Raw genomic sequence first — 24,565 nt, forward strand, 5'->3', positions numbered from 1 at the left:
GAACAGGACAGTGAAACGCCTCCACGCCGATGATAGTGAGTTGTATTTCTTGCGAAAGTAGGTAGTCTCCGGGCTCTCCATAAAAGACAAACCTCTTGGACTTAACCGTTCAAGAGGTTTTGTTTTGTCCGGCGCAAGAAAACCCCCTTAAATTTCTTTCCTCAAAGCGGTTTTTGCGCCTGCCTCATGATATAAATTTTCTATTGTTGTCTACTTTTCATAGGAGATTTGTCATGAGACGACTCGTAGCAATTGCAATGACTTGTGCCGCAATGGGAATCGGTATTTCTTCAGGGGCTTACGCCGCTACTTTCAAATGGGCCAGCCAAGGGGACATATTAACTTTTGATCCTCATGCGCAAAACGAAGCATTTAACAATACCGCTAACTCTTACGTCTACGAAGCATTACTAAATCTCAACAAAGGAAAAGTACAGCCATGTCTGGCAGAAAGCTGGACTTCGGTTCCCGAAGGTTTTGTATTCAAGCTGCGCAAAGGTGTGAAATTTCATGAGGGAGAACCTCTGACAGCTGAAGACGTGGCCTTCTCAATCAATCGTGCCCTCCATCCGATTTCTCAGTTCAAAACATTTACCGCAGGTATTCTTGGCGCTGAAGCGCTGCCCAACGGCGATGTTTTGATCAGAACTATTAATCATTCTCCCGTACTTCTCAATCAGCTTGCCTACCTCAGAATTTTGAATAAAGCCTGGGCTGAAAAGCATGGTGCAGCAGCGCCGCAGAATTTTGTTGCTAAAGAAGAGGCTTATGCAGCAAAGCACGCAAACGGCACCGGTCCTTTCAAACTTCAGTCTCGTGAAGTCGATATCAAAACAGTTTTTGTTGAAAATCCTGATTGGTGGAATAAAGCCAATAAAGTCGGAAACGTCACAGAAGGGATATATACCCCGATTAAATCTGCGGCGACCCGCATGGCTGCTTTATTGTCCGGAGAAGTGGACTTTGTCCCAGACCCGGCAACACAAGATATTCAGCGTCTAAAGAACAATCCTAAGGTTAAGCTTCAGTCCGGTCCTGAGCTGCGCGTGCTCATGATCTCTTTGGACCAAATGCGCGACGAATCTCCTTACGTCTTCGTGGACGGTAAGAAAACAGATAAAAACCCGTTTAAAGACATCCGAGTTCGTCAGGCTTTGTATCAGGCCATTGACATTAAAACGCTCCAGCGTGCGGTGATGAGAGGCTTCTCTATTCCGAACGGATCCATTATTTCATCCGAGACGAACGGCTGGAGCGCTAAGGCAGCCGAGCGCCTTCCGTATGATCCTCAAGCAGCTAAAAAGCTCCTTGCTGAAGCCGGCTATCCTAACGGTTTTGAATTTACGCTTGACTGCCCGAATAACCGCTATATCAACGATGAGGCCATCGGTAAGGCTCTGGCCGGAATGTGGGCTAAGATCGGCGTGAAGGTAAAAGTAAACGCGATTCCACGCGCAAATTATTTCCCGAAAGTTCTGCGTTATGACTCCTCTGTCGGCATGGTTGGTTGGGGTGCATCTACTCAGGACGCTTTGTTCCCGCTTCAGTCTCTCGTCGAAACAGTTGACGTTAAAAAAGGCAATGGCCTCTCAAACATCGGTAGAGTCTCGGATCCTGAGCTGGATGCTTTGATTGAAAAGATCAAGCAAGAGGAAAATTTTGATAAGCGCAATGAACTGATTGAACAGGCTCTGCTCCGCGTCAATAAGAACATTTATGTGCTTCCTCTTCATACACAAGTCATCAACTGGGCTCTGAAGAAAAATATAGAAGCTCCCTTACGTGCGGACGATCGCTTGGAACTCGATAAAGTAATCGTGAAGTAATTCTCTTAGTGGCCGAGAATTACCTTCTCGGCCTTTCGACTCCCGAAAGGATGCCGACAGATGTTCTCGTTTGTTATAAAACGTCTGCTCCAGGCAATATTGGTCATGTTGATCGTGACCATGATTGCATTTCTGTTGTTCCAATTCGTAGGTGACCCTGTAACGCAAATGCTGGGCCAAGAGGCTACTGAGGCCGATCGGCTTGCCCTGACGCATGAGCTGGGGCTGGATCAGCCTATTTGGAAACAGTTCGGAGCGTTTATTGCTAATACTCTCCACGGTGACTTTGGAATGTCATTACGCCAAGGTACACCGGTTGTTGATTTATTTAAGGAAAAAATGCCTGCGACGCTCGAGCTCGCATTTTTCTCTGCCATGGTGGCTACGCTCATCGGAATTCCTCTGGGTGTGTTCGTCGCTTTGAAGAGAAATTCGATTTGGGCAAGCTGGCTAATGGGGCTTTCGCTCGTGGGGATCTCGCTGCCGACCTTTTTTATCGGTATTTTGCTGATCCTCGTATTCTCCGTTTGGCTCGGCTGGCTGCCGTCCTACGGACGAGGCGAAACGGTTGCCTTCGGATGGTGGACTACGGGACTGCTGACCGGGGACGGTCTTAAACATATCATCCTCCCTGCCGTGACATTGGCGATCTTTCAAATTGCCTTAGTCATGCGATTGGTACGCAGTGAAATGCTTGAAGTTATGCGTACGGATTACATCCGTTTTGCACGGGCCAGAGGCATACCGAAACGAAAAATCTTTTTTAGACATGCGTTGAAAAATACGCTGCTGCCGGTGATTACGATCACGGGACTTCAGATCGGCGGCATTATCGCCTTTTCGATCGTGACCGAAACCGTCTTCCAGTGGCCGGGTATGGGTCTGCTGTTTATACAGGCGGTTCAGTTTGCAGACATCCCGGTCATGGCGGCTTATCTCTGTCTAATCTCTCTTATTTTTGTCGTCATTAACCTCATTGTTGATTTGCTCTACTTGGCAGTAGATCCGAGGCTGAAATCAGACGCGGCAAGCAAGGAATAAAAAATGAACAGCGTTAACTTAGATAATTTTGCAGATCCTTTCTTCCTCGGAGAAACGAAGGAAGAATTGCGTCGCATTCGTCAGGATTTTCATGTCCATCCCGAAATCGGCCTAGTGACGCCGAGGACCTCACGAATCATTGCTGACTTATTGAGAAAGTATGGGGTTGATGAGGTGCATGAGGGCATCGGCGGGGACGGCGTAGTAGGCGTCATTTACGGAAAGCTTCCCGGAGACGCTGCAGTGGGGCTGCGGGCAGATATTGACGCACTTCCGTTAAAGGAATTGTCGGACCACGATCATGTTTCCCAAGTCGAGGGCGCAATGCATGCCTGCGGTCACGACGGACACGCGGCAGCACTGCTGGGTGCAGCCAAGAAACTCGCTTCTGAGAGAAATTTCGGAGGCAGAGTTGTCTTAGTGTTCCAGCCCGGAGAAGAGGGCTGGTCCGGCGCCAAACACATGATGGAAGACGGGCTTTTTGAACGTTTCCCGATGCAGGAAATCTACGCCTTCCATAACTCGTCTGCGATTGAACCGGGTCGAATCGCTTTGAACTACGGAGCAATGCAGGCGGCTGCCGATGCTTTCACAATCGTTGTGAAAGGCAAGGGAGGTCACGCTTCTCGTCCGAATCTGAATCATGATCCGGTGATAGCAGCTGCCCACATCATCCTTGCACTTCAAACGATTGTGTCTCGAGAAGTTGATCCTCTGGAGACTGCGGTGGTTTCGTGCTGTTCCCTTCAGGCCGGCGACCCGCGTGCGCAGAGTGTTTGTCCCGACTCTTGCCAAATCGTCGGAACCGCACGCACCTTCTCCCCGGAAGTTAGAGATTTAGTGGAAAAAAGAATCGGAGAGATCAGTGCCTCTATTGCCGCAGGCTTAGGCTGCACAGCCGAAACCGATTACGGCCGTTTCTATCCGCCCTGTATCAATACGCCGGAACAAGCAGCTTTTATGGCCGATGTCGCTGCCGGATTTGTCGGTGAAGAAAATGTGGATCGAAACTATCCGAGAATGGCCGGAGGCGAAGATTTCGCTTTCATGTTGGAAAGGGTCCCGGGTGCCTATATCCGGATCGGACAGGGCGGCGCTTCGGCTCACAATCCGTACTTTGATTTTAATGACGAGATTCTTCTGCTGGCAGCCAGCGTGATGGCGGCGACAGCTGAAAAGAGGCTCCGGAAATTAAACGGCGGAGGCGACGGTGTTAACTAAAAACAGCGGGCAGTCTTCAGCATTCAGGCGTTTTTTAGAAAGTGACTTGATGTGGAAGTTTCTGCACTCTCCGGCTGCGATCATCAGTTTTGTCATTTGTATCGGACTCTTGCTCTCTGCCTTTTTTGCGAGTTGGATCGCACCTTATGATCCTTTTGACCTGACTTCCTTTGACTTGTCGGATGCTTTTTTGCCTCCCGCTTGGATGGAGGGAGGAAAATGGCAGTTTTTGCTGGGAACCGACGACCAGGGAAGAGATCTGCTTTCAGCCATTTTGTACGGGCTTCGGGTCTCCTTAGAGATCGGTTTATCTTCGGTCTTTATTTCTGTCGCGCTGGGCGTGTCTCTCGGTTTGATTTCCGGATATGCGGGCGGAGTTACGGATGCCGTCATCATGCGTTTTTGCGACGTGATGCTGAGTTTTCCAGCGATTCTTCTGGCACTTCTGATTGACGGCATCATTCGCGTGATTCTGCCCGAGAGCCTGCATGATCAGGCTGCTTACGGCGTTCTTATCTTTGCCATCTCTCTTTCCGGCTGGGTACGTTATGCCCGTACGGTTAGAGGTGCGACGTTAAGTGAGAAGAAGCGTGATTATGTTCAGGCCGCAAAGCTTTTTGGCGTGAGCCCGACAAGAATCATGTTTACGCATATTCTGCCTAACGTTTTAGGCCCGGTCCTAGTTCTTGCGACGGTTCAAGTGGCCTTGGCAATCATTACGGAAGCCACTTTGTCGTTCCTGGGTGTCGGAGTTCCTCCGACGACACCGTCTTTGGGAACTCTGATTCGCATCGGAAATGAGTTTTTATTCTCGGGCGAATGGTGGATCACGATCTTCCCCGGTGTTGCACTTATTCTCTTTGTGCTGTCCGTCAATATGCTGGGCGACTGGCTGCGCGACGCACTTAATCCGAAACTTCAATGATGCTTCTTATGAATAATCAGCCGCTTTTAGAGGTTCGGAACCTCAAAGTAGAAATTCCGACAAGAAAAGGAACTCTGATTGCATTAGAAGATGTTTCTTTTAGCCTGAACCCCGGAGAGATATTGGGCGTGGTCGGAGAGTCCGGAGCCGGTAAGTCCATGGTCGGGAACTCCATCATCGGTCTTCTCGGAAAACCCGCTCATATCACTCACGGTGAGATTCTTTTGGAAGGGAAGCGCATCGATAACTTGTCCGATGATGAAATGGAGAAGATTCGAGGCAAAAGTATCGGAGCGATTTTCCAGGATCCGTTAACCAGTCTGAATCCTCTCTTTACGATCGGGGACCAGATAATCGAAACGATCCGCATTCACTCCGATCTGAGTGAGAAGGAGGCAAGGGAAAGAGCGATTCGTCTTTTGGAGGCGACCGGAGTGCCGGCTGCGGACAAGCGAATGGACAACTATCCTCATCAGTTCTCGGGAGGCATGCGCCAGCGCGTGGTCATTGCATTGGCGCTCAGCGCGGATCCTAAACTGATCATTGCTGATGAACCCACAACGGCGCTGGATGTTTCCGTGCAGGCTCAGATCATTGAACTTCTCAAAAAACTTTGTGAAGAAAACGGTACGGCAGTTATCTTGGTTACGCACGATATGGGTGTCATTGCCGAGACGGCGGACCGCGTGGCGGTGATGTATGCGGGACGCTTGGCAGAAATCGGCCCTATGGAAGAAATGATTCATGACGCCGAGCATCCCTATACGATCGGTCTGATGGGCTCTATTCCGAAAATCGGTGATGAACAGGATCGCCTGTCTCAAATCCCGGGGGCCATGCCGCATTTGAGCGAAGTACCTTCCGGATGCGCGTTTCATCCCCGCTGTCCTTTGGCCGAAGAAAAGTGCATTCGCGAGCGCCCGGGGCTGCAGCCTTGCGGCAATAAGCTGGTAGCCTGCTGGAAGGCAGGACGCCGCAATAAACAGATGCGGTTCCCGCAAGAGCCTTTCACCATCAGAGCGCCTGAGGACATGCCGAAATGCTGAACGATAACGTAAAGTGCACTCAGTCCGTACTGGTCAAGGTGCAGGATCTGAAGAAATATTTTGATGTGTCGCCTTCTTTGCTCACTCGAGTGGTCGAGAGAAAGCCTCGGACGCTGCTGAAAGCTGTCGACGGTGTTTCTTTTGAGATTCGTCGAGGCGAGACTCTGGCACTGGTAGGAGAGTCCGGGTGCGGAAAGTCCACCACTGCCCGAATGCTGGTAGGTCTGGATAAACCGACGTCCGGCACGGTCGAAGTGGATGGAAAAGATCTGTACGCTTCCAGAGGAAAAGACGAGAAGCTCGTGCGCGGCAAGATCCAGATGATTTGCCAGGATCCTTACGCGAGTCTCAATCCTCGCTGGAAAGTCGGACGAATTGTCGCGGAGCCGATCATTGCGCAAAAGATCATTAAAGATCCGAAAGAAATCGAAAACCGCGTGAATTCCGTTCTTCACCTCGTCAACCTATCAAAAGAGGACAAGGACAAATATCCGCACCAGTTTTCCGGCGGACAAAGGCAAAGGATCTCCATTGCGCGCGCAATTGCGATTCACCCAGAGTTTCTTGTCTGTGATGAGCCGACCAGCGCGCTGGACGTCTCCGTGCAGGCTCAGGTACTGAATTTGATGCAGAACCTGCAGCGGGAAGTGGGTTTAACTTATCTGTTCATTTCTCATAATCTTTCAGTGGTCCATCACATCAGCGATCGCGTCGGCGTGATGTATTTGGGACGCTTGGTTGAGCTTGCAGATAAGCGAACGCTTTTTAACGAGCCGCGTCATCCTTATACACGGATGCTTTTGGATGCTATTCCGGATTTGAGTCAGACGCATCGGAGACGTACACCGATTTCAGGCGAAGTACCCAATCCGCTCTCACCTCCTACAGGCTGCCCGTTTCATCCCCGCTGCCCGCTTGCCAACGAACGCTGCCGCAAAGAAATGCCGCTTCGGCAAATGATCGATTCACACGGATCTTTCTCGGAAGTGGCTTGTCACGCAGCAGAAGAAGGCAGGTTGTAATTTTTCATTGCGGCCGACTGCTCAGACGTAAAAAAGAGAAATCCACAGTTTTTCAAACTTGCTAAACTTAAAGTTTCAAATTTGCGTTTGTGCAGATTTTTATCGTCGTGTAAGCCTGTAATGATTTATCGTAAAGCACTCACATCCGAGTTATCCAATACCGCCGGAGGGGCCTTCACTGTGCTCTTCTCGATTGTCGTTACTATCGGGCTTGTACGAATTCTGAATCAGACCGCAGGCGGCCGTTACGACACAGGCTCTATCTTGGAAGTGGTTGCTTACACATCTTTGATCAACCTGCCGGCGCTCATTTCTTTGGCCTTGTTTTTAGCGGTTTTCATGACGCTGAACCGCTATTGGCGCGACAGCGAGATGTTCGTTTGGTTCTCCGCCGGCGGCTTGAGTTTGACTTCCTGGATTCGCCCGGTTCTCCGCTTTGCGATTCCCGTGGTTCTTGTTGTCGCTGCTTGCTCGATTGCCGTTTCTCCTTGGTCAAGGGCTCAGGTCCAGGCTTATCGCGACCGTTTTGCTCAGAAAGAAGACATCAGCAAATTGTCCTCCGGCCGATTCATTGAGGCAAAAAGCGGCCGTCAGGTCTTCTTCTTAGAAGGTGTCGACCAGGAAAAGGGCAAAGTTAAAACACTTCTGATGGTGGAGCTTAAAAAAGACGGCTCCCGCTCCGTGCTCGTTTCCGACCGCGGTCATATCGAAAACAAGCCTAACGGCGATCGCTATATCGTCTTAGAGGAGGGCCGTAAGTACGACACCAAGCCCTCGGGCCTCGGTGCGTCGGTTTCTGACTTTAGGGAGTATGAAGTCCGAATGGACAGCTCTCCGTCGGAAGTCGGTGCGAATAAAAAACTCAATGCAATGCCGATCGAGGAATTGATTAAGAGAACGGATAATCGTGCGGAATCCGAGTTGTTTTGGCGAATATCCTGGCCCCTTGTTGCTCTGAATTTGGCACTGCTCGCGATTCCGCTGTCCTATAACAATCCGCGTTCGATGAAGTATTACGGACAGACGGCGGCGGTACTGATCTTCATCCTTTACTTGAATGCCTTGTCGATTTTCCAGACTTGGATCACTCAGGGCAAGGTCGGTATTTTAGGTGCGACTTTGTACATGAATGTTCCTGTCGCTGTGCTGACTGCCTTCCTTTTCTACCGCCTGATGACGATCAATCGAGGGTATTTTGATGCGTTCATTTACTGGCTGATGAAACCTTTCAGAGCAGCGGCAGGTATATTTAAGCGCAAGAAGGAGACGCCATGAAAATCGTCTCCCGGATGGTCTTTGCCCAGATCATGAAGAGCTCTCTGTTCGTTCTTCTGACTCTGGTTGCCCTGTTCGCTTTCTTTGACCTTATCGGTCAGTCGGGAAATATCGGCACCTCCTATTCGATGGGGCAGGCCTTCCTGCTGACGGCGCTGATTTTGCCGACGCGCTGTTATGAAGTGCTGCCGATTGCCGTGATGCTCGGTTCCATTTTTACGCTCTCGCGTCTCGCCTCAACGAGCCAGTTCACGGTTCTTCGAGTTTCGGGCATCGGGCCATGGCGATTCTGCGGGATGCTTCTTATGCCGGGTCTTGTCCTGGTGATCTGCGCCTATCTCCTCGGAAATCTGGTTGCGCCTCCGGCTCAGCGTTTGGCCAAGGAATTCAAACTGGACATCAGCGGCTCTGCCTTTACCGGCAAAGAGCTGGATTCCGGCATTTGGGTTCGAGATGTTCAGCGCAATGAAGCGGGCGAGCCGAAGAAAATCAGTTTTGTGAATGTCCAGCGGCTTCGTCCCGGAGAGGCGGCATATGACTGGGTTATTTATGTCTTTGATCGTCCTGACCACCTGACTTCAATCGTCACTGCCAAGAGCGGTACTTACTCTGAACAGGACGGCTGGGTGCTTCACGATGTGGTGGAAGAGACCGTACCGACACTGCCCAAAGAGTCCAGAGAGCAGACTCAGGAGCGCGTAGAGCGAAAGGTTATGAAGTCGATGGTCTGGGGCAAGAGCTTAGACGGCAACATCTTCGGTCTGCTGATGATTAAGCCCGAGGATATGTCTCTGCAGGAACTCCATTACTACATCGAGTATTTGAAAGAAAACGGCCAGACTTACAAGCGTTTTGATACGGCATTCTGGTCTAAGGCCTTCTACCCGCTGGCGATCTTAGTCATGCTGCTGCTTTCGATGCCGTTTGCTTATCAGAATGCCCGAGCCGGCGGTATGGCGATCAAGATTTTCTGCGGCATCATGATCGGTATCTTCTACTATGCGCTGAACAATCTGTTCGCGTTTATGAGCGCGTTAGACAGTGTGCCGTCTATTATTTCGGCAATCCTGCCCTCGCTCATGATGACGCTCGCTGCCGTTATTGCCATGTGGTACGTGGAGCGAAGGTCCTGAACATAGAAACAGCACAGCAAAAGCGCCGATTCGGCGCTTTTACTGTTGCAGGAGACTGAAAAAATCAGTCTTTTTCTTCCTTTTCTTCCTCTTTTGTTCGTTCCTTGATGTCTTGAATAATTCGTTCTGCTGCGAGCATGTCTTCTTCTTTGCGGAGGTTCTCTGCGATGACGCAAAGCGACTTTTCAAGGTTATCCAGTTCTTCCTGACTCAAACCAACGAGCGCCCTGTCCTGCATGCGCTTCATATTGGTTTTGAGACCTCGTTCAATGTCGCAGCCCTTTTTCGTTAATTTGACATATTTGCAGCGAAAATCGGCGGGGCTGTTTTTACGCGTAATGAACCCTTTGGCCTCAAGACGCTTCATCAAACCGGTAATCGTGGGGTGAGACAACAGCAGCGCGGCCTGAACGCTTTGCTGGGTTACCTCATGTTTACGGTTTTTGAATAGAAACATCATGACGCTGGCCTGAGATGAAGTAATCCCCAATGCATCAAAATCTGCATTACGGCATCGCTCCATCTGGTTATAAACGTAACGAAGGACTTTCAAAACGCCTTTCTCGTATTGATCACTCACTTTTAACTCCCACCTTTAGAGCGAGAAAACTGCGTTCACTCACCCTTACGAATGAACAAATTATATGAATTAAAAAATAAGCGTCCTTTGCAGGACGCCTATAGTGGGAGAATGAAGAAATTAAATTACGCAGATTGAGTTTTCTTCAGTTTTGCCGTTTCTATGAACTCCTTCAAGGCTTCCGCAGTGTGGGTTGAAGCCTTGAGTAAACGCTGGGGTGGGCCTGCAAAGACATTTTTACCGCCTTGACTGCCCCCTTCAGGACCCATATCGATAATCCAGTCGGCTTCTGCGATCACATCCAGGTTGTGCTCAATGACAATAACCGTGTTGCCGGCATCCACAAGTCGATGCAAAACTTTTATCAATTTGTCGACATCAGCCATGTGGAGACCGACGGTCGGTTCGTCAAGAACGTACACCGTCTCCGGCAGCTTGCGGCCGCCCTTGCGGATGTCGTCCTTAACCTTAGAGAGTTCAGTGACCAGCTTGATACGCTGGGCTTCACCGCCTGAGAGCGTCGGGGAAGGCTGGCCGAGAGTCAGGTAGCCTAAGCCGACATCCTGCATCAGTTTCAGCGGATGAAGGATGGAAGGGACCGAGGCAAAGAATTCAACTGCTTCGTCGACCTCCATTTTGAGGACTTCACCGATGCTCTTGCCTTTCCACTTCACTTCCAATGTTTCATCGTTGAAACGCATGGAGTCGCAGACGTCACAGTGAACTTTCACATCCGGCAGGAAGCTCATTTCCAGAGTCTTCACACCTTGTCCTTCGCAGGCTTCGCAGCGTCCGCCCTTCACATTGAAGGAGAAGCGGGAGGCGGTATAACCGCGAGCCTTAGCTTCTTCGGACTGTGCGAAGAGTTTACGGATGTCATCCCAAAAACCGATGTAAGTGGCGGGGCAGGAACGAGGAGTTTTTCCGATCGGGGTTTGGTCCACTTCCAGGATGCGGTCCACGGTTTCCCAGCCGGAGATGCCCTTGCAGCCTTCGGGGGCCGGAACGGACTTTCCTTTTTCGCGAATCAAGGAGACCATGTTCTTTAAGAACACTTCGCGAGCCAGGGTCGACTTACCCGAGCCCGAGACGCCGGTCAGGACCGTTAAGCGTTTGAGCGGGAACGAAGCCGTTACGTCCTTGAGGTTGTGAGAGTTGGCCCCCTGGACGGTGATCATGGGATCGGACTTCAGCGTACGACGTTTGGCTTTGCACGTATGCATCAGCGGATGCTTTAAGTAGTATCCGGTCAAAGAGTTCTCAGCGGCCTCAATATCTTCCACGGAACCTTGGGCAATCAGACGTCCGCCTCGAGTGCCGGCGCCCGGACCGATATCGATCACGTGGTCGGCGCAGCGAATCGTTTCCTCATCGTGCTCTACCACCAGCAAAGAGTTGCCTTTGGAAGTGAGCTGCTCGAGCGCAGACAGCAGAATCTTGTTGTCGCGCGGATGCAAGCCGATGGTCGGTTCGTCTAAAACGTAGCAGACGCCCTGGAGGTTCGTGCCGAGCTGAGAAGCCAAGCGGATACGCTGTGCTTCCCCGCCGGAGAGTGTCGGCGCAGAACGATCAAGGTTCAGATAGGACAGCCCGACTTCTTTTAAGAACGACAAGCGAGAGCGGATTTCCTGAAGCGCATCGCGAGCGATATCGGCTTGACGTCCGGAGAGCTCAATCGTGTTGAAATAGTCAGCGGCCTGGTCAATTGTCATCGCTGCGACTTCGGCGATGGACTTGTCGTTAAAGCGAATATTAAGCGCAACCGGGTTGAGTCGCTGACCGTGGCAGTCCGGACAAATGACCAGTTCTTCGGACATGGCCTCAGCGGTTAACTCGCCGGTGTTTTCATCGACTGCAAGCGCATTTTGGAAAGGCTTAAAGCCGTTGCCCATACAGGTCGGGCACCAGCCGTGCTTGGAGTTGTAGGAGAACAAGCGCGGGTCGAGTTCCGGGAAGCTCTTCTGGCAGTTCGGGCAGTTGGAGGTCGACGAGAAAGTGCGTTTTTTGCCCTTTTGTTCGATATCCAGGATTCCTTTGCCGTAGTCCAATGTAACAGCGACGAGCTGTTTGATTTCTCCTTCGTTTTCGGGGACAACTTTGACGGTGCCGGTGGGCAGGTCAATGTTATGTTCCGTGAAACGGGACAACGAGGGGAAGCGGAGCGTGGAGACTTTCTCTCCGTCCACGATCAAATGCTCATATCCTTTGTTTCTCGCCCAAACCGCCAAATCTTTGTAGAAGCCCTTGCGGTTTTTGACTAACGGTGCAAGGAAGGTAATTTCCTTACCCTTGTAGGCCTTCATGATCGAGGCGAAAATCTGTTCCTTGGACTGCTTGATAACAGGCACGCTGCAGGTCGGACAGTACTGAGTACCGAGTTTCACGTAGAGCAGGCGGAGGAAATGGTAGATCTCCGTCATCGTCGCGACGGTGGATTTCTGACCGCCGCGGGAGGTGCGCTGTTCAATAGCGACAGTGGGCGGGATTCCGTAAATGGCGTCAACATCGGGTGCGCCTGCAGGCTGAACCATTGAGCGGGCAAAGGCGTTAAGGGACTCCAGATATCTGCGCTGACCTTCGTTGAAGATCAAATCAAAGGCCAAGGTGGACTTGCCGGAGCCGGAGACGCCCGTGACGACGGTGAATTTATTGCGCGGAATCTGGAGAGACAGGTTCTTCAAATTGTGCTCACGCGCATTGACAACCGTGATGGCATCTTTGGGGTAGGACAGAGCCTTCGGCTCTTCCTGAGGCTTAAAGTCCGTGAAATAAGCGCTCGGATTTTTCTCTTTGAGTGCCTTGTTGTAGGCGGCCAAAGCTAATCCGGTCGGTGTGTCCTTGATACGGAAATCTTTTGGCGTACCCGCAAAGAGTTCACGTCCGCCGCGCTCACCGCCTTCCGGTCCGAGCTCGATAATCCAGTCGGATGCGTTGATCACGTCAAGGTTGTGTTCAACCAAAAGGACGGAGTGTCCGGACTGAACCAGTTCCTGCAGCGATTTCATCAACTTGAAAACGTCGTCGAAGTGCAGGCCGGTCGTCGGTTCGTCAAAGATAAAGAGTGTGTGTTTGCTTTCGCCTTTGAGGGCGTCTGCAAGATGCTTGGCGAGTTTAAGACGCTGAGCTTCACCGCCGGACAAGGTCGGGATCGGCTGTCCGAGCTTGAGATAGTCCAAACCGACTTTAACGAGCGGTTCCAGATTGCGCACGATTTCCTTATTTTCTTTGAAGAACTCGAGGGCTTCGGCAATCGTCATGTCGAGCACTTCGGCAATGTTGGCCTCTTTGCCGTGACGGGACAGTTTGACTTCAAGGATCTCACTGCGATAGCGAGTGCCTTTGCATTCCGGGCAGCTTAAGTACACGTCGGACAAGAACTGCATTTCGATGTGTTCAAAACCGCTTCCGGAGCAGGCCGGGCAGCGGCCGGTGCCCGAGTTAAAGGAGAAAGTTCCGGCTTCGTACTTACGTTTTTTGGCCTCCGGGGAAGCAGCAAAAAGACGGCGAATAGTTTCGAACGCACCCATGAAAAGCGCAGGCGTGCTTCGAGTCGTTTTGCCGATCGGAGACTGATCGACGAAGGAGACGTCACTGATGTTTTCGGTGCCCAGCATCTTCTCAAATTTGCCCGGGGCCTCAGTGGACTTGCCCTTGGCTTTCATCAATGCCGGGACAAGGATATCCTGAACCAGCGTGGATTTGCCGGAACCCGAGACACCCGCAATACAAACCACAGAGTGCAGAGGAATACGGATGTCCAAGTTTTTGAGGTTGTGCTCGGACGCACCCAGCAGGACCAGCGCCGGGTTAGCCGGGTTGATTCGTTTGTGGGCGGAATGCGGGAAGGTTCTCTCGCCGCGCAGGTAAGAACCAGTGAGCGTACGTGCCTTCTTGAGCTCTTCCGGTGTGCCGTCAAATACGATTCTGCCGCCGTTGGCGCCGGGGCCGGGGCCCATATCAATAATGCGATCGGCTGCAAGCATCACCTGAGGGTCGTGTTCCACAACCACCAAGGTGTTGCCGGCGCGGCGCAGGCGCTTCATGACGGAGTTCACGCGATCCATATCCTGAGGATGCAGACCGATGGAAGGTTCATCGAGAACGAACAGCGTATTGACCAGCGAGGTACCGAGCGCCGTAGTCAGGTTGATACGCTGAACTTCTCCGCCGGAAAGCGTGCGGCTCTGGCGGTCAAGGTTGAGATAACCGAGACCGACTTCGGTTAGGTAACGCAGGCGCGAGCGGATTTCGTCGAGCAACATGCCGCAGCCTTCTTCGAGTGCCGGAGAAAGCTTGAGTTCATCAAAAAAGATTCTGAGCCTTTCGATCGGAAGCAGCATCAGATCACGGATGTTTAACCCGGGCAGATCACGAAGAATAGCTTCGGAGAAAGTCGCGTTGGCAGGGCGCCAGCGCTGATGACTGCCTAACGCATGATCGGCATTTTCTTTCGTTCCGATGCGCCAAAGGAGCGCGTCCGGTTTGAGGCGCGCGCCGTGGCAGTCCGGACAGGCCGTATAGCTGCGATAGCGGGAAAGCATGACACGGACGTGCATCTTGTAGGCTTTCGTTTCGAGCCATTCGAAGAAATGCTTAACGCCGTACCACTTCTTAGAGCGGAAGCTCGTCCATTTCGGATCGCCGAAGCAAATCCAATCCTTTTCTTCCTGAGTCAGATCGCGGTAAGGCTTGTTGACATCGAGTCCGTGTTCGGCAGCATAGCGCAGGAGGTCATCCTTGCATTCCGAATAACTTTCTGTATTCCATGGCTTGATTGCACCTTCTTTAATAGAGAGGCTTTCATCGGGGATGACTAAGCCGTAATCCACGCCGATAATTCTTCCGAATCCGCGGCACGTGTCGCAGGCGCCGAGCGGGGAATTGAAGCTGAAGGTCGAATCATGCGGACGAGCATAGGTAATTCCGCACTCAGGGCAGGTGAGCGCTGCAGAAAATTTCCAGACTTCTTCATCGGCGCCGGGAACGCGGACTTTGAGTTCCATCAGACCTTTGCCGAGACGAAGTGCGGTTTCAACGGCTTCCACGGCACGGCTGCGGGTGACAGACGGCTTAAAACGGTCGGCAATGACTTCAATGTCGGTTCCGTCTGTTTTGTCCTGAGAAACTACAGTGCAGCGAGTAAAGCCCTGAGCTTCCAAACCGGCAATTGCCGTTTCCGGCGGTAAAGAAGCAGGAACGTGCACATGGAAGCACACGCTCAGGCGTGCGTCCGGAGAAACGTTTTCCAGGCGCTCTGCGATGTCTTCCCAGATATCCTGAGGACTTTCTTCACGCACGGGGCGGCCGCAGCAGCGGCAGTAGAGTGAAGAAGCCTGAGAAAAGAGCATCTTCAGGTGGTCATTGATCTCCGTCATCGTGCCCACGGTAGAGCGGGAGTTCCTGACCGGATTAGTTTGATCAATCGCGATGGCCGGAGGCACGCCTTCGACTTTATCGACCTGCGGGCGATCCATACGGTCCATAAACTGGCGAACGTAGGGGCTGAAGGTTTCGACATAACGACGCTGGCCCTCGGCATAAAGGGTGTCAAAAACCAAAGAGGATTTGCCTGAGCCGGAGACGCCGGTGACGACGGTTAATTTGCCGTGTTCGAAAGAAACGTCGATATTTTTTAAGTTGTTTTGTTTTGCTCCGCGGACGGAGATGAATTCTTTTGCGTTGTTCTTAGTCTGCATGTTCTTCCAAGTTAACGGAGAGGGCCGCCTATAGTGGAATCCGAAGGTGATTTTTAAAGACGGCACCTTGGTAGCGTCAACTATACTCTCGTCAAGATTTCAAGAAAATCAATCAGTTGTGAGTGAATGTTTGAAATCGAAACGAAAAGAAACGCAAACGGCAGGCAAAAATAAACCCGCCTCGGCATTTGTCGGGCGGGGGCTCAGACTCAGCGAAGAGTCTGCGATTGCATCAAGCAGAAAAGAGGATTAATTGCCTCTGCGCTTTGCAGCATTGTCTTTGACCTGACGGGCCAAAGAGTCAAAAGCAGCGCGAACGGCTGCGTGGGCATCTTCGTTCTTCGTGTTCATGATGAATTCGTGGCCGGGAGCGTTGAGAGAAACGCGAACGCTGCATTCTCTGCCCTGGTTCTGGTGGCGGCCTTCGCTTTCAACGGCAACGCGGCAGCTGATCAGATCAGCGTCAAACTTGTGGAGTCCTTCGACTTCTTTTGCGATTAAATTTTCAAGAGCTTCGGAACGATCGATACCGTGGAAACTAACTTGCAGTGGAAGCTTCATATAATCCTCACTTTCTTTTTAAAACTTCTACCCCCAATTGTTTCATATTTTTCGAATAATTGTTAGGGATTTTTATTTTCGCTTTTTTGGCGCAAAATAGAAAAAGTTGTGTTTTCGCAGAATTTCTCTGAAAAATAACCGAAGTTAGTCGAAAATCGACATTTTCATAAGAGAAAACCCCTCCTTGCCAAATTCTCTGATTCTGACATTCGTCGTTAATAGTGCGTTTTAGGCGACAAAAAAGGACAGATATCAGCAATTTTTAGCTTTGTTTTGCTCAATACGACACAAAAGATGGCAACCTCAGCAGACTCTTTTACAGAGAAAGAAGAAAATTCGGCCATTAGTCGATCGGTTGTGCTAGTTTGACGTTACAAACCCGGCTTTTTAGCTCCAAGACCGGAAAATTGGTCAAAGTATTGAACGAGGCCCTCCTCAATGAATGGAACCACAGAATTAATTGCCTCTCTGGATTTGGGCACAACGAGCGCTCGTGCGATTATTTTTAACGCGGAGGGGCGTCCGCTGGCTGCATGCCAAAAACCTCTGACTCAGTATTTTCCGCACGACGGCTGGGTAGAGCAGGACGCTGAAGAGATTTGGCTCAAACAAAAGGAATGCCTGTTAGGCGCCTTGGCCGATCTTAAGCTGTCCGGATCTGCACTTCGGGCGCTCGGCATCACAAATCAAAGAGAGACCACGATCGTGTGGTCGAAGAAAACCGGAAAGCCGATTTATCGTGCGATTGTCTGGCAGGACAGACGCACTGCAGGTTTTTGCGAGAAGCTTCACGACAGCGGATTTGAACCTCTAATCCATGACAAAACCGGACTGTGTCTGGATCCTTATTTCTCGGCTTCGAAAGTTCGGTGGATTTTAGATAACGTTGAAGGCGCAAGAGAGAAGGCCGCGGCCCGCGAGCTTTTGTTCGGGACCGTCGACAGCTGGCTTATGTGGAATCTGACCGGCGGATTAGAGCACGTCACGGATGTCTCGAATGCCTCCCGCACACTCTTATTTAATATTCACAATTGCCGCTGGGATGAGGAGCTGCTGGATATCTTCGGCATACCCGCTTCCATGCTCCCTCGTGTGGTTCCGAGTTCGGGGCTGATCGGAAAGACGGCGCCGGCTATCCTCGGCGCACCGATCGATATCTGCGGGGCGGCCGGCGATCAGCAGGCGGCCACTTTCGGGCAGGCATGCTTCAAGCCCGGTATGACTAAAAATACTTACGGCACGGGCGGCTTTCTTCTTATGAACACGGGATCGACGCCCAAGTTATCCGACAACCGGCTTTTGAGCACCGTCGGCTGGAAGATTCCGGGCTCAACCACATATGCCTTGGAAGGAAGCGTCTTCGTAGCCGGCGCGGTCGTGCAGTGGCTCAGGGAAGGTATGGGACTGATTGAAACGAGCGCGGAAATCGAGAGCCTGGCACGACAAGTGAAAGACAACGGCGGCGTTTATTTGATTCCCGCTTTTGTCGGATTAGGTGCGCCTTACTGGGATCCTCATGCACGAGGATTAATGATCGGTCTGACTCGTGGAACGACACGCGCGCATATCGCCCGGGCTGCATTAGAATCAATAACATTCCAGTGCAATGACGTTCTTCGGGCAATGATGAACGATGCCGGCGCGCGGCTCACCGAGCTGCGGGTGGACGGGGGCGCCTCGGAAAATGATCTAATGATGCAGTTTCAGGCAGATATTTCCGGCGTTCCGGTTGTGCGTCCCGAAGTTGTTGAGACGACGGCTTTAGGAGCGGCTTACCTAGCGGGCCTCGGCTGCGGAGTATGGAAGAGCACGGAAGAAATTGAAAAATTATGGCGGCGGGAGCGGACCTTTGAGCCGACGATGTCGCAGGATCAACGCGAATTTTTAACGACACAATGGGGCCGTGCAGTGGCACGGTCTAAAGGATGGGAGCAGTAAGAATGGACTTCAACGCAAAGACTAATCCGGGGCGAGAAAGCCGTCTTCAGCAATTGGAAGAGGACAAAGTCTGGGATGTGCTCATCATCGGCGGCGGTGCGACCGGCGCCGGTATTGCGGTTGATGCCGCTGCTCGCGGTTTTTCCACGGTGTTGTTCGACACGCAGGACTTCTCCGAAGGCACCTCCAGCCGTTCTACCAAACTGATTCACGGCGGCGTTCGCTATATGAAGAATCCGCGCGACTGGAAACTGGTTCGCGAGGCGATGATCGAACGAAAACTTCTGTTGGGCAATGCGCCGCATATCGTTCATCCGGAACCGTTCATTCTTCCCTGCTATGAAAACTTCGAGCGCGAGTACTACATGGCCGGTCTTTGCCTTTACGGCGCCATGGCTTACGGCGGCTACGAGGTCGGCAAGACCGAATTCCTTTCTGCCGCCGAGACCATTCGTCGTCTTCCCGGTGTAAAGGCTGACGGCTTAAAGGGCGGTGTGCAGTTCTGGGATGCTCAGTTCGATGATTCCCGACTCAATATTGCCTTGATGAAAACGGCGGAAGCCCGCGGAGCACTTCTGCTGAACTATGTGCCTGTGGTCGGATTTGAAAGAGGCTGCGGCGGCGAAATTACCGTTGTGAAAGTCAAGGATAAATTCAGCGGCAAAGAATACAGCGTTAAGACCCGCATGGTCTTTAATGCGGCCGGTGTCTGGGCCGATGAAATCCGCCGTATGGTTTCTCCGGATGTGAAGCCGTTTATCCGCGCTTCAAGAGGCTCTCATATCGTTGTCAGCACGGATCATTTCGGCGGCAAGACCGGCATGTTTATTCCGAAAACTTCCGACGGACGGGTTCTCTTCTGCATTCCCTGGCACGGCGTTCTCGAAATCGGGACGACAGACAAGGAAGAAAAAGACATTTCCTTCAATCCGGAGCCGACGGAAGAAGAAATCGAATTCATGCTCGAGACGGCCCGCAAGTATCTTGCCTATCCGATCTCGCGCAAGGACGTGCTGGCTTCGTTTGCCGGGCTCCGTCCTTTGTTTAACCCGAATGCCGGCGGCTCGACCGCTGCGGTTTCCAGAGAGCACTCGGTGATTCCTGAATTCAAGAACATGATCACGGTCACTGGCGGCAAGTGGACGGCTTATCGCAAGATGGCCGAACACGCTATGTCTGTGGCTGTGGACCAGGGTTTAATTTACAAGCGTCCGTGTCCGACGAAATATATGTCGATTTATCGCGACAATGAGTTCAATCCTGATGAACTTGAAGCTGAGATTCTCAAAGGCACGCTGACGGATGAACAGCTGAAGGCCTACGCAGTGCACTGCCGCGACACGCAGTTTGCTATGACACCTGAGGACGTTCTTTATCGTCGTCTAAGAATCGGTCAGATGAATAAGGCTAAGACAGAAGAGCTTCTGCCTAAGATCAAAGACGTTTTTGAAGCCGAAGCCTCCGAATAAAAGTTTGGCCGAGCAAAGATTGCTCGGCCAAATTGCAAAAAACTTTATCAGCGTGTTATCAAGTTGAATTGACTTGATTTTTTACGTATAATCCTGTCCTCTCTGTTGGAGCGTTGTCCTTTCGTCATCGCTCGTCCGTTGTAAATAATGTCGTCTCGGGAATTAATCCGCCCGAGCTTAAAGATAATTTGCGGCGCATTTGTATGCGCCAAATTTATAGGTGAATAGTAATGAAAACCTTCTCGGCCAAGCCGCTTGAAGTGAAGCGTGAATGGTACGTGGTTGATGCAACCGATAAGGTTGTCGGCCGCCTTGCCGCTGAAATCGCTCTCAGACTCCGTGGCAAAGACAAGCCTGAATACACACCGCACGTCGACACGGGCGATTACATCATTGTTGTCAACGCTGACAAGCTCGTCATGACCGGTGCTAAAGCTGAAGACAAGAAATATTTCCGTCACTCCGGCTACCCCGGCGGCGTATACGAGACCACTTTCCGCAAGATGCAGGAAAAGCATCCCGGCCGTGCTCTCGAAATCGCAGTTAAAGGCATGCTTCCGAAGGGCCCGCTTGGCTATGCCATGTTCAAGAAGCTCTTCGTTTATGCCGGCAGCGACCATAAACACTCCGCCCAGCAACCCAAACAGCTTGAGATCTAAAAAATGATTGGAAATTACAACTACGGCACTGGCCGCCGCAAGAGCTCCGTTGCTCGCGTCTTCATGAAGCGCGGCACCGGCAAGATCGAAATCAACGGCCGTTCTCTTGATGAGTACATCCACCGCGAAACCGGCCGCATGGTCGTTCGTCAGCCGCTCATCCTCACCGACAACGTCGAAACATTCGACATCAAAGTCAATGTTCGCGGCGGCGGTGAATCCGGTCAGGCCGGCGCAATTCGTCACGGTATTACTCGCGCTCTGATCGATTACGATGCAGCACTCAAGTCTGTTCTGTCTCAGGCAGGTCTTGTTACACGTGACGCTCGTGAAGTCGAACGTAAGAAAGTCGGTCTTCGCAAGGCACGTCGTCGTAAACAGTTCTCCAAGCGTTAATTCGCTTCAGAATTGCGGGAACTGCCTCCGGGCAGTTTTCATCAAAAAGGTCGCTTCGGCGGCCTTTTGCTTTATATGCGGCTGAAAACTTTTTGCCGCAGACAGCCTCTCGGGTGCTACCGACGATATACTTTCCAAAAGTTTTTCAAATCCTCATTCCTAAAGGCTCTCAAAATGAAAAAAGTAAAAGTCGGCATTGTGGGCGGTTCCGGTTACACGGGCATTGAATTACTCCGCCTTTTGGCACAGCATCCGCATGCAGAGATCGTCACGATTACGGGTCGAAAGGACGCCGGAACGCATGTGGCTAAGATGTTTCCTTCGCTCAGAGGAAGAGTAGATTTGGTTTTTGAAGACCCTGCCTCTGCACCTCTAGATCAATGTGATGTTGTATTTTTTGCGACACCGCACGGCGTTGCGATGAGCATGGCCGAAGAGCTCACTTCTAAGGGTGTCAAAGTTATTGACCTTGCTGCCGATTTTCGTCTGAAAGACAAAGAAGTTTTTAAGAAGTGGTACAAGATGGACCACAAATGTCCCGAGATCTTGGCTAATGCCGTGTACAGCCAACCGGAAAGTATGCGGGACGAAATGAAGAAGGCGGACGTCCTCGGTATGGCCGGATGCTACCCGACTACGATTGAGCTTGGGCTCATGCCGCTGCTCAAACTGCATAAAGAAGTCGGCGATATTGTGAATCTTGATGTGTCGATTATTGCGGACAGCAAATCCGGCATCAGCGGCGCCGGCCGTAAAGCCGATATCAGTCTGAACTGCGCCGAATTTTCCGATAATTTCAAAGCCTACGGCGTTGCCGGACACCGTCATGAGCCGGAGATGGTGCAGCAGCTGAGCCTTTTTGCCGGAGAAACCGTTCCTCTGACGTTTATTCCTCACTTGCTGCCCAATATCCGCGGCATCTTCTCGACGATTTATGTGCGATTGAAAGAAAAGGGCAAGAGCATCGATTACCAGGCTCTTTATGAAAAAGCCTATGCTGATGAGCCTTTTGTCGACGTGCTGCCCGAAGGATCGCTGCCTGAGACGAGGATGGTGCGCGGCTCCAATATGGTTCGTATTGCGCTCTACCGCAAAGAACCTAATCTTTTGGTGATCTTGGTTGTGGAAGACAACCTGGTCAAAGGTTCAGCCGGACAGGCGGTGCAGGCCATGAACCTTGTCATGGGCCTTCCGGAAATCGAAGGTCTCGAACAGATTGCTTTGGTTCCCTAGAGACAACTGACCTGAAAATAAAAGCCGAAGGGCTGCGAATGCGGCCCTTCGTGCTAAATGCGACTAAGAATTTTTCAACAGTTTCGGATTCAGCGTATAAGTTCCTACGGTCGAGGCAGAGGCCAGAATGTGACCTTTCATGGCTTCTTTGACATCTCTGCCGTTGAAATTGCCTTTGAGCGGCAGCAGCGGGAAATCCACTGCGTAGACGGTGAAGACATAGCGATGGATGCGTTCATCATTCCACGGAGGGCAGGGACCGTCATATCCGTAATAATGTCCCTCGTTGTTCGGATCACCTTTGAAGGCGTCGGTATAGTCGTTGAGCCCCTGACGCATGCCGTTGGCGCAAGCCGGTCCTCTTTTGCCGCGAGGAGAAATTCCTTTAGAAAGCGCGGCTGCATCGATGCACGGCTCTTCCGGAACGATATCGACTAACACCCAATGAATAAAGCTTGTTCTCGGGGCGTCTGCCGGAATGGTTTCTCCTTCGACATTAGCTTTAGAGAAATCAGCAGGAACATCGTTGTCTTCGCAAATGACGATTAAAGACTTTGTTCCCAGAGGCGGGTTAGACCAGGCAATTTGAGGATTTCGGTTGCCTGCCGGCAGAGTGTGTTCTTTTCCCATCGGGTCGGGTTTTGCATAGGCGAAACCTTCAGGAATGGGCTTGCCATCTTCAAAAGAGTCGCTCCAAACGCGAAAAATCGTATCCATCATTTTCAGTCTTTCTTCTTCGGGTAACACAGGCGGAAAGTCACCGGACCGTCGTTTACCAGGCTGATTTGCATATGAGCGCCGAAAACTCCCGTCACCGGATTAAAACCGAGGGCCCGGAGCTTTTCCAGGAAACGCTCATAGAGCGCTTCTCCGAGGGCAGGATCTGCCGCCGGAGAAAAGCTCGGACGTGTACCGCTGTTGGTGTCTGCAGCCAGCGTGAACTGAGAAGCCACGAGGATTCCGCCGCCGACGGTTTTCAGGCTCAGGTTCATCTTGCCGTCGACGTCACTGAAAACTCTATAGCCAACGACTTTTTCTGCGAGGGCATCGGTGTACTCGAGCTTATCGTTTTTTTCTCCGCAGACTAAAACCATTAAGCCCTGTCCGATACTTCCGCGGAATTCGCCGTCGGCAGTAATTGACGCTTCCGAGACGCGTTGAATCAATGCAATCATGACAGGGTTACTTCAGTGTAACCTTAGCCCATTTTCTCTTGCCGACCTGAAGCGTATAGGTTCCGGGCTGGACCTGAAGGCCCTTATCCGTGACCTTTTCGCCGTTCAAATGAACACCGCCTTGGGTGACATTGCGGCCGGCTTCAGTGGTAGACGGTGCCAAACCGGCTTCTTTGATGAGCTTGAGGATGCCCATCGCTTCGCCTGCGTTTTCGAGTGTGACTTCAGGAATATTTTCAGGAACGGCACCCTTGCGGAAGCGGTTGATGAATTCCTGTTCAGCTGCGTCGGCAGCTTCTGCATTGTGGAAGCGCGTGACGATTTCTTTGGCCAGCATGACCTTGGCGTCGCGCGGATTACGGCCGGCTTCGCACTCTTTCTTGAGCTGCTGAATTTCTTCATTGCTTCTCATAGAGAGCAGGTCAAACCAGTTCCACATCAGGTCATCGGACAAGGACATGACTTTTCCGAACATTTCGTTCGGTTCTTCGGTGATGCCGATGTAGTTGTGTTTGGATTTGCTCATCTTGTTGACGCCGTCCAAACCGACAAGCAGAGGCATCGTAATGATGCACTGGGCCTCCTGGTTGTATTGACGCTGAAGCTCACGGCCGACCAAAAGGTTGAAACGCTGGTCGGAGCCGCCGAGTTCGACATCGGCTTCAAGCTCAACAGAGTCGTATCCCTGCATCAGCGGGTAGATCAGCTCGTGCATGGCAATCGGAGCCTGAGAAGCAAAACGCTTGGCGAAGTCGTCGCGTTCAAGCAGACGGGCGAGCGTATAGCGGGAGGCGAGTTTGATGAAGCCGGCCGAGCCTAATTTATTGCACCATTCGGAGTTAAAACGAACTTCGGTTTTGTCTTTGTCCAAAACTTTGTAGGCCTGATCGAGATAAGTCTTAGCATTGGCCTCGATCTGTTCACGAGTCAGCGGCGGACGAGTGGTGTTGCGGCCGGAAGGATCACCGATCGCGCTGGTGAAGTCGCCCACAAGGAAGATCACCGTATGACCGAGGTTTTGGAATTGACGAAGTTTGTTCAAGACGACGGTATGACCCAAATGAATGTCGGGAGCCGTGGGGTCAAGACCTAATTTAATTCTCAGAGGTTTACCGGTTGCTTTCGAACGAGCCAGCTTTTGTTCGAGCTCTTCTTCAACGAGGAGCGTGTCTGTGCCGCGTTTAATCAGCGCCATCGCTTCCTTAATATCTTCCGTTACCGGAAACTTTTTTGCCTGAGCAGTATCTGTCATTTTTAGAAAAATCCTGAATTATGTAGGTGGTACCCCGTGAAGACTTGAGAAAATTAATGTTTTATAATCAATCGACTCAAATCCGAAGGGCAGATTTCCAAAACAGCCCTTATTCTA

At 51.5% G+C, this 24,565-nt stretch carries 19 protein-coding genes; 13 read left to right on the forward strand and 6 right to left on the reverse strand.

The features are described 5' to 3' along the window. The first annotated feature begins 233 nt into the window (after positions 1 to 233). From ACZND6_RS02630 to lptG, 8 genes are all read left to right on the forward strand, one after another. The gene (locus tag ACZND6_RS02630; protein WP_293737165.1) at positions 234 to 1,826 is read left to right on the forward strand and encodes an ABC transporter substrate-binding protein; all 1,593 of its coding nucleotides are present in this window, start codon (positions 234 to 236) and stop codon (positions 1,824 to 1,826) included. A 60-nt stretch (positions 1,827 to 1,886) separates the two neighbouring features. Beyond that, on the forward strand, positions 1,887 to 2,867 hold the full coding sequence (locus ACZND6_RS02635; protein WP_293737166.1) for an ABC transporter permease: 981 nt from the start codon (positions 1,887 to 1,889) through the stop codon (positions 2,865 to 2,867). Between the two features lie 3 nt (positions 2,868 to 2,870). Continuing rightward, positions 2,871 to 4,088 (forward strand): amidohydrolase, encoded by a 1,218-nt coding sequence (locus ACZND6_RS02640; RefSeq protein WP_293737167.1) that lies wholly within the window; start codon positions 2,871 to 2,873, stop codon positions 4,086 to 4,088. A gap of 49 nt (positions 4,089 to 4,137) precedes the next feature. After that, complete coding sequence (locus ACZND6_RS02645) at positions 4,138 to 5,013, forward strand: ABC transporter permease (RefSeq protein ID WP_293737226.1); 876 nt, start codon at positions 4,138 to 4,140, stop codon at positions 5,011 to 5,013. An 8-nt stretch (positions 5,014 to 5,021) separates the two neighbouring features. Next, positions 5,022 to 6,059 carry an ABC transporter ATP-binding protein gene (locus ACZND6_RS02650; RefSeq protein WP_300875728.1) on the forward strand — a complete coding sequence of 346 codons (1,038 nt, stop codon included), beginning with the start codon at positions 5,022 to 5,024 and terminating at the stop codon, positions 6,057 to 6,059. Next, complete coding sequence (locus ACZND6_RS02655) at positions 6,053 to 7,081, forward strand: ABC transporter ATP-binding protein (RefSeq protein ID WP_489524373.1); 1,029 nt, start codon at positions 6,053 to 6,055, stop codon at positions 7,079 to 7,081. The genes ACZND6_RS02650 and ACZND6_RS02655 overlap by 7 nt, the downstream gene beginning before the upstream one ends. Before the next feature lie 120 nt (positions 7,082 to 7,201). Beyond that, positions 7,202 to 8,356: an LPS export ABC transporter permease LptF gene (lptF, locus tag ACZND6_RS02660; RefSeq protein ID WP_293737169.1), complete on the forward strand. Its 1,155-nt coding sequence runs from the start codon at positions 7,202 to 7,204 to the stop codon at positions 8,354 to 8,356. Further along, positions 8,353 to 9,489 carry an LPS export ABC transporter permease LptG gene (gene lptG / locus ACZND6_RS02665; RefSeq protein ID WP_293737170.1) on the forward strand — a complete coding sequence of 379 codons (1,137 nt, stop codon included), beginning with the start codon at positions 8,353 to 8,355 and terminating at the stop codon, positions 9,487 to 9,489. The genes lptF and lptG overlap by 4 nt, the downstream gene beginning before the upstream one ends. 64 nt (positions 9,490 to 9,553) lie before the next feature. Here lptG and ACZND6_RS02670 read toward each other — a convergent pair whose 3' ends face one another. From ACZND6_RS02670 to ACZND6_RS02680, 3 genes are all read right to left on the reverse strand, one after another. Next, a complete protein-coding gene (locus ACZND6_RS02670; RefSeq protein WP_008864922.1) occupies positions 9,554 to 10,069 on the reverse strand; it encodes a MarR family winged helix-turn-helix transcriptional regulator in 516 nt (171 codons plus the stop codon). Between the two features lie 125 nt (positions 10,070 to 10,194). Then, entirely contained in the window at positions 10,195 to 15,765 is a 5,571-nt protein-coding gene (gene uvrA, locus ACZND6_RS02675) for an excinuclease ABC subunit UvrA (protein WP_489524374.1), read from the reverse strand. Between the two features lie 249 nt (positions 15,766 to 16,014). Beyond that, on the reverse strand, positions 16,015 to 16,326 hold the full coding sequence (locus tag ACZND6_RS02680; RefSeq protein WP_008812244.1) for an HPF/RaiA family ribosome-associated protein: 312 nt from the start codon (positions 16,324 to 16,326) through the stop codon (positions 16,015 to 16,017). Positions 16,327 to 16,764: 438 nt separating this feature from the next. On the opposite strand from ACZND6_RS02680, the gene glpK reads away from it, so the two are divergent. From glpK to argC, 5 genes are all read left to right on the forward strand, one after another. Beyond that, positions 16,765 to 18,264: a glycerol kinase GlpK gene (gene glpK, locus ACZND6_RS02685; protein ID WP_293737172.1), complete on the forward strand. Its 1,500-nt coding sequence runs from the start codon at positions 16,765 to 16,767 to the stop codon at positions 18,262 to 18,264. 2 nt (positions 18,265 to 18,266) lie between these two features. Continuing rightward, on the forward strand, positions 18,267 to 19,733 hold the full coding sequence (locus ACZND6_RS02690) for a glycerol-3-phosphate dehydrogenase/oxidase (RefSeq protein ID WP_418941298.1): 1,467 nt from the start codon (positions 18,267 to 18,269) through the stop codon (positions 19,731 to 19,733). A 230-nt stretch (positions 19,734 to 19,963) separates the two neighbouring features. Beyond that, positions 19,964 to 20,392, forward strand: a complete 429-nt coding sequence (gene rplM / locus ACZND6_RS02695; protein WP_008812240.1) for a 50S ribosomal protein L13 — start codon at positions 19,964 to 19,966, stop codon at positions 20,390 to 20,392. Positions 20,393 to 20,395: 3 nt separating this feature from the next. Continuing rightward, entirely contained in the window at positions 20,396 to 20,788 is a 393-nt protein-coding gene (rpsI, locus tag ACZND6_RS02700; RefSeq protein ID WP_008812239.1) for a 30S ribosomal protein S9, read from the forward strand. A 174-nt stretch (positions 20,789 to 20,962) separates the two neighbouring features. Beyond that, the gene (gene argC, locus ACZND6_RS02705) at positions 20,963 to 22,021 is read left to right on the forward strand and encodes an N-acetyl-gamma-glutamyl-phosphate reductase (RefSeq protein WP_489524375.1); all 1,059 of its coding nucleotides are present in this window, start codon (positions 20,963 to 20,965) and stop codon (positions 22,019 to 22,021) included. A 63-nt stretch (positions 22,022 to 22,084) separates the two neighbouring features. Here the strand turns inward: argC and ACZND6_RS02710 are convergent, their stop codons facing one another. Genes ACZND6_RS02710 through tyrS form a run of 3 tightly spaced genes read right to left on the reverse strand, consistent with a single transcriptional unit; the run spans position 22,085 to position 24,448 of the window. Further along, on the reverse strand, positions 22,085 to 22,738 hold the full coding sequence (locus ACZND6_RS02710) for a YbhB/YbcL family Raf kinase inhibitor-like protein (RefSeq protein ID WP_370748116.1): 654 nt from the start codon (positions 22,736 to 22,738) through the stop codon (positions 22,085 to 22,087). A 5-nt stretch (positions 22,739 to 22,743) separates the two neighbouring features. Further along, complete coding sequence (gene dtd, locus ACZND6_RS02715) at positions 22,744 to 23,196, reverse strand: D-aminoacyl-tRNA deacylase (protein WP_489524376.1); 453 nt, start codon at positions 23,194 to 23,196, stop codon at positions 22,744 to 22,746. Between the two features lie 7 nt (positions 23,197 to 23,203). Further along, positions 23,204 to 24,448, reverse strand: coding sequence for a tyrosine--tRNA ligase (gene tyrS, locus ACZND6_RS02720; protein ID WP_293737177.1), 1,245 nt, complete (start codon positions 24,446 to 24,448; stop codon positions 23,204 to 23,206). Positions 24,449 to 24,565: the final 117 nt, after the last annotated feature.

It is taken from the genome of Parasutterella sp., from assembly GCF_057870745.1.

What these genes read in the sequence shown, in the direction of transcription:
- ACZND6_RS02630 (WP_293737165.1), top strand. Translation starts at nt 234, where the DNA reads ATGAGACGACTCGTAGCAATTGCAATGACTTGTGCCGCAATGGGAATC.
- ACZND6_RS02635 (WP_293737166.1), top strand. Translation starts at nt 1,887, where the DNA reads ATGTTCTCGTTTGTTATAAAACGTCTGCTCCAGGCAATATTGGTCATG.
- ACZND6_RS02640 (WP_293737167.1), top strand. Translation starts at nt 2,871, where the DNA reads ATGAACAGCGTTAACTTAGATAATTTTGCAGATCCTTTCTTCCTCGGA.
- ACZND6_RS02645 (WP_293737226.1), top strand. Translation starts at nt 4,138, where the DNA reads ATGTGGAAGTTTCTGCACTCTCCGGCTGCGATCATCAGTTTTGTCATT.
- ACZND6_RS02650 (WP_300875728.1), top strand. Translation starts at nt 5,022, where the DNA reads ATGAATAATCAGCCGCTTTTAGAGGTTCGGAACCTCAAAGTAGAAATT.
- ACZND6_RS02655 (WP_489524373.1), top strand. Translation starts at nt 6,053, where the DNA reads ATGCTGAACGATAACGTAAAGTGCACTCAGTCCGTACTGGTCAAGGTG.
- lptF (WP_293737169.1), top strand. Translation starts at nt 7,202, where the DNA reads ATGATTTATCGTAAAGCACTCACATCCGAGTTATCCAATACCGCCGGA.
- lptG (WP_293737170.1), top strand. Translation starts at nt 8,353, where the DNA reads ATGAAAATCGTCTCCCGGATGGTCTTTGCCCAGATCATGAAGAGCTCT.
- uvrA (WP_489524374.1), bottom strand. Translation starts at nt 15,765, where the DNA reads ATGCAGACTAAGAACAACGCAAAAGAATTCATCTCCGTCCGCGGAGCA.
- ACZND6_RS02680 (WP_008812244.1), bottom strand. Translation starts at nt 16,326, where the DNA reads ATGAAGCTTCCACTGCAAGTTAGTTTCCACGGTATCGATCGTTCCGAA.
- glpK (WP_293737172.1), top strand. Translation starts at nt 16,765, where the DNA reads ATGAATGGAACCACAGAATTAATTGCCTCTCTGGATTTGGGCACAACG.
- ACZND6_RS02690 (WP_418941298.1), top strand. Translation starts at nt 18,267, where the DNA reads ATGGACTTCAACGCAAAGACTAATCCGGGGCGAGAAAGCCGTCTTCAG.
- rplM (WP_008812240.1), top strand. Translation starts at nt 19,964, where the DNA reads ATGAAAACCTTCTCGGCCAAGCCGCTTGAAGTGAAGCGTGAATGGTAC.
- rpsI (WP_008812239.1), top strand. Translation starts at nt 20,396, where the DNA reads ATGATTGGAAATTACAACTACGGCACTGGCCGCCGCAAGAGCTCCGTT.
- argC (WP_489524375.1), top strand. Translation starts at nt 20,963, where the DNA reads ATGAAAAAAGTAAAAGTCGGCATTGTGGGCGGTTCCGGTTACACGGGC.
- ACZND6_RS02710 (WP_370748116.1), bottom strand. Translation starts at nt 22,738, where the DNA reads ATGGATACGATTTTTCGCGTTTGGAGCGACTCTTTTGAAGATGGCAAG.
- dtd (WP_489524376.1), bottom strand. Translation starts at nt 23,196, where the DNA reads ATGATTGCATTGATTCAACGCGTCTCGGAAGCGTCAATTACTGCCGAC.
- tyrS (WP_293737177.1), bottom strand. Translation starts at nt 24,448, where the DNA reads ATGACAGATACTGCTCAGGCAAAAAAGTTTCCGGTAACGGAAGATATT.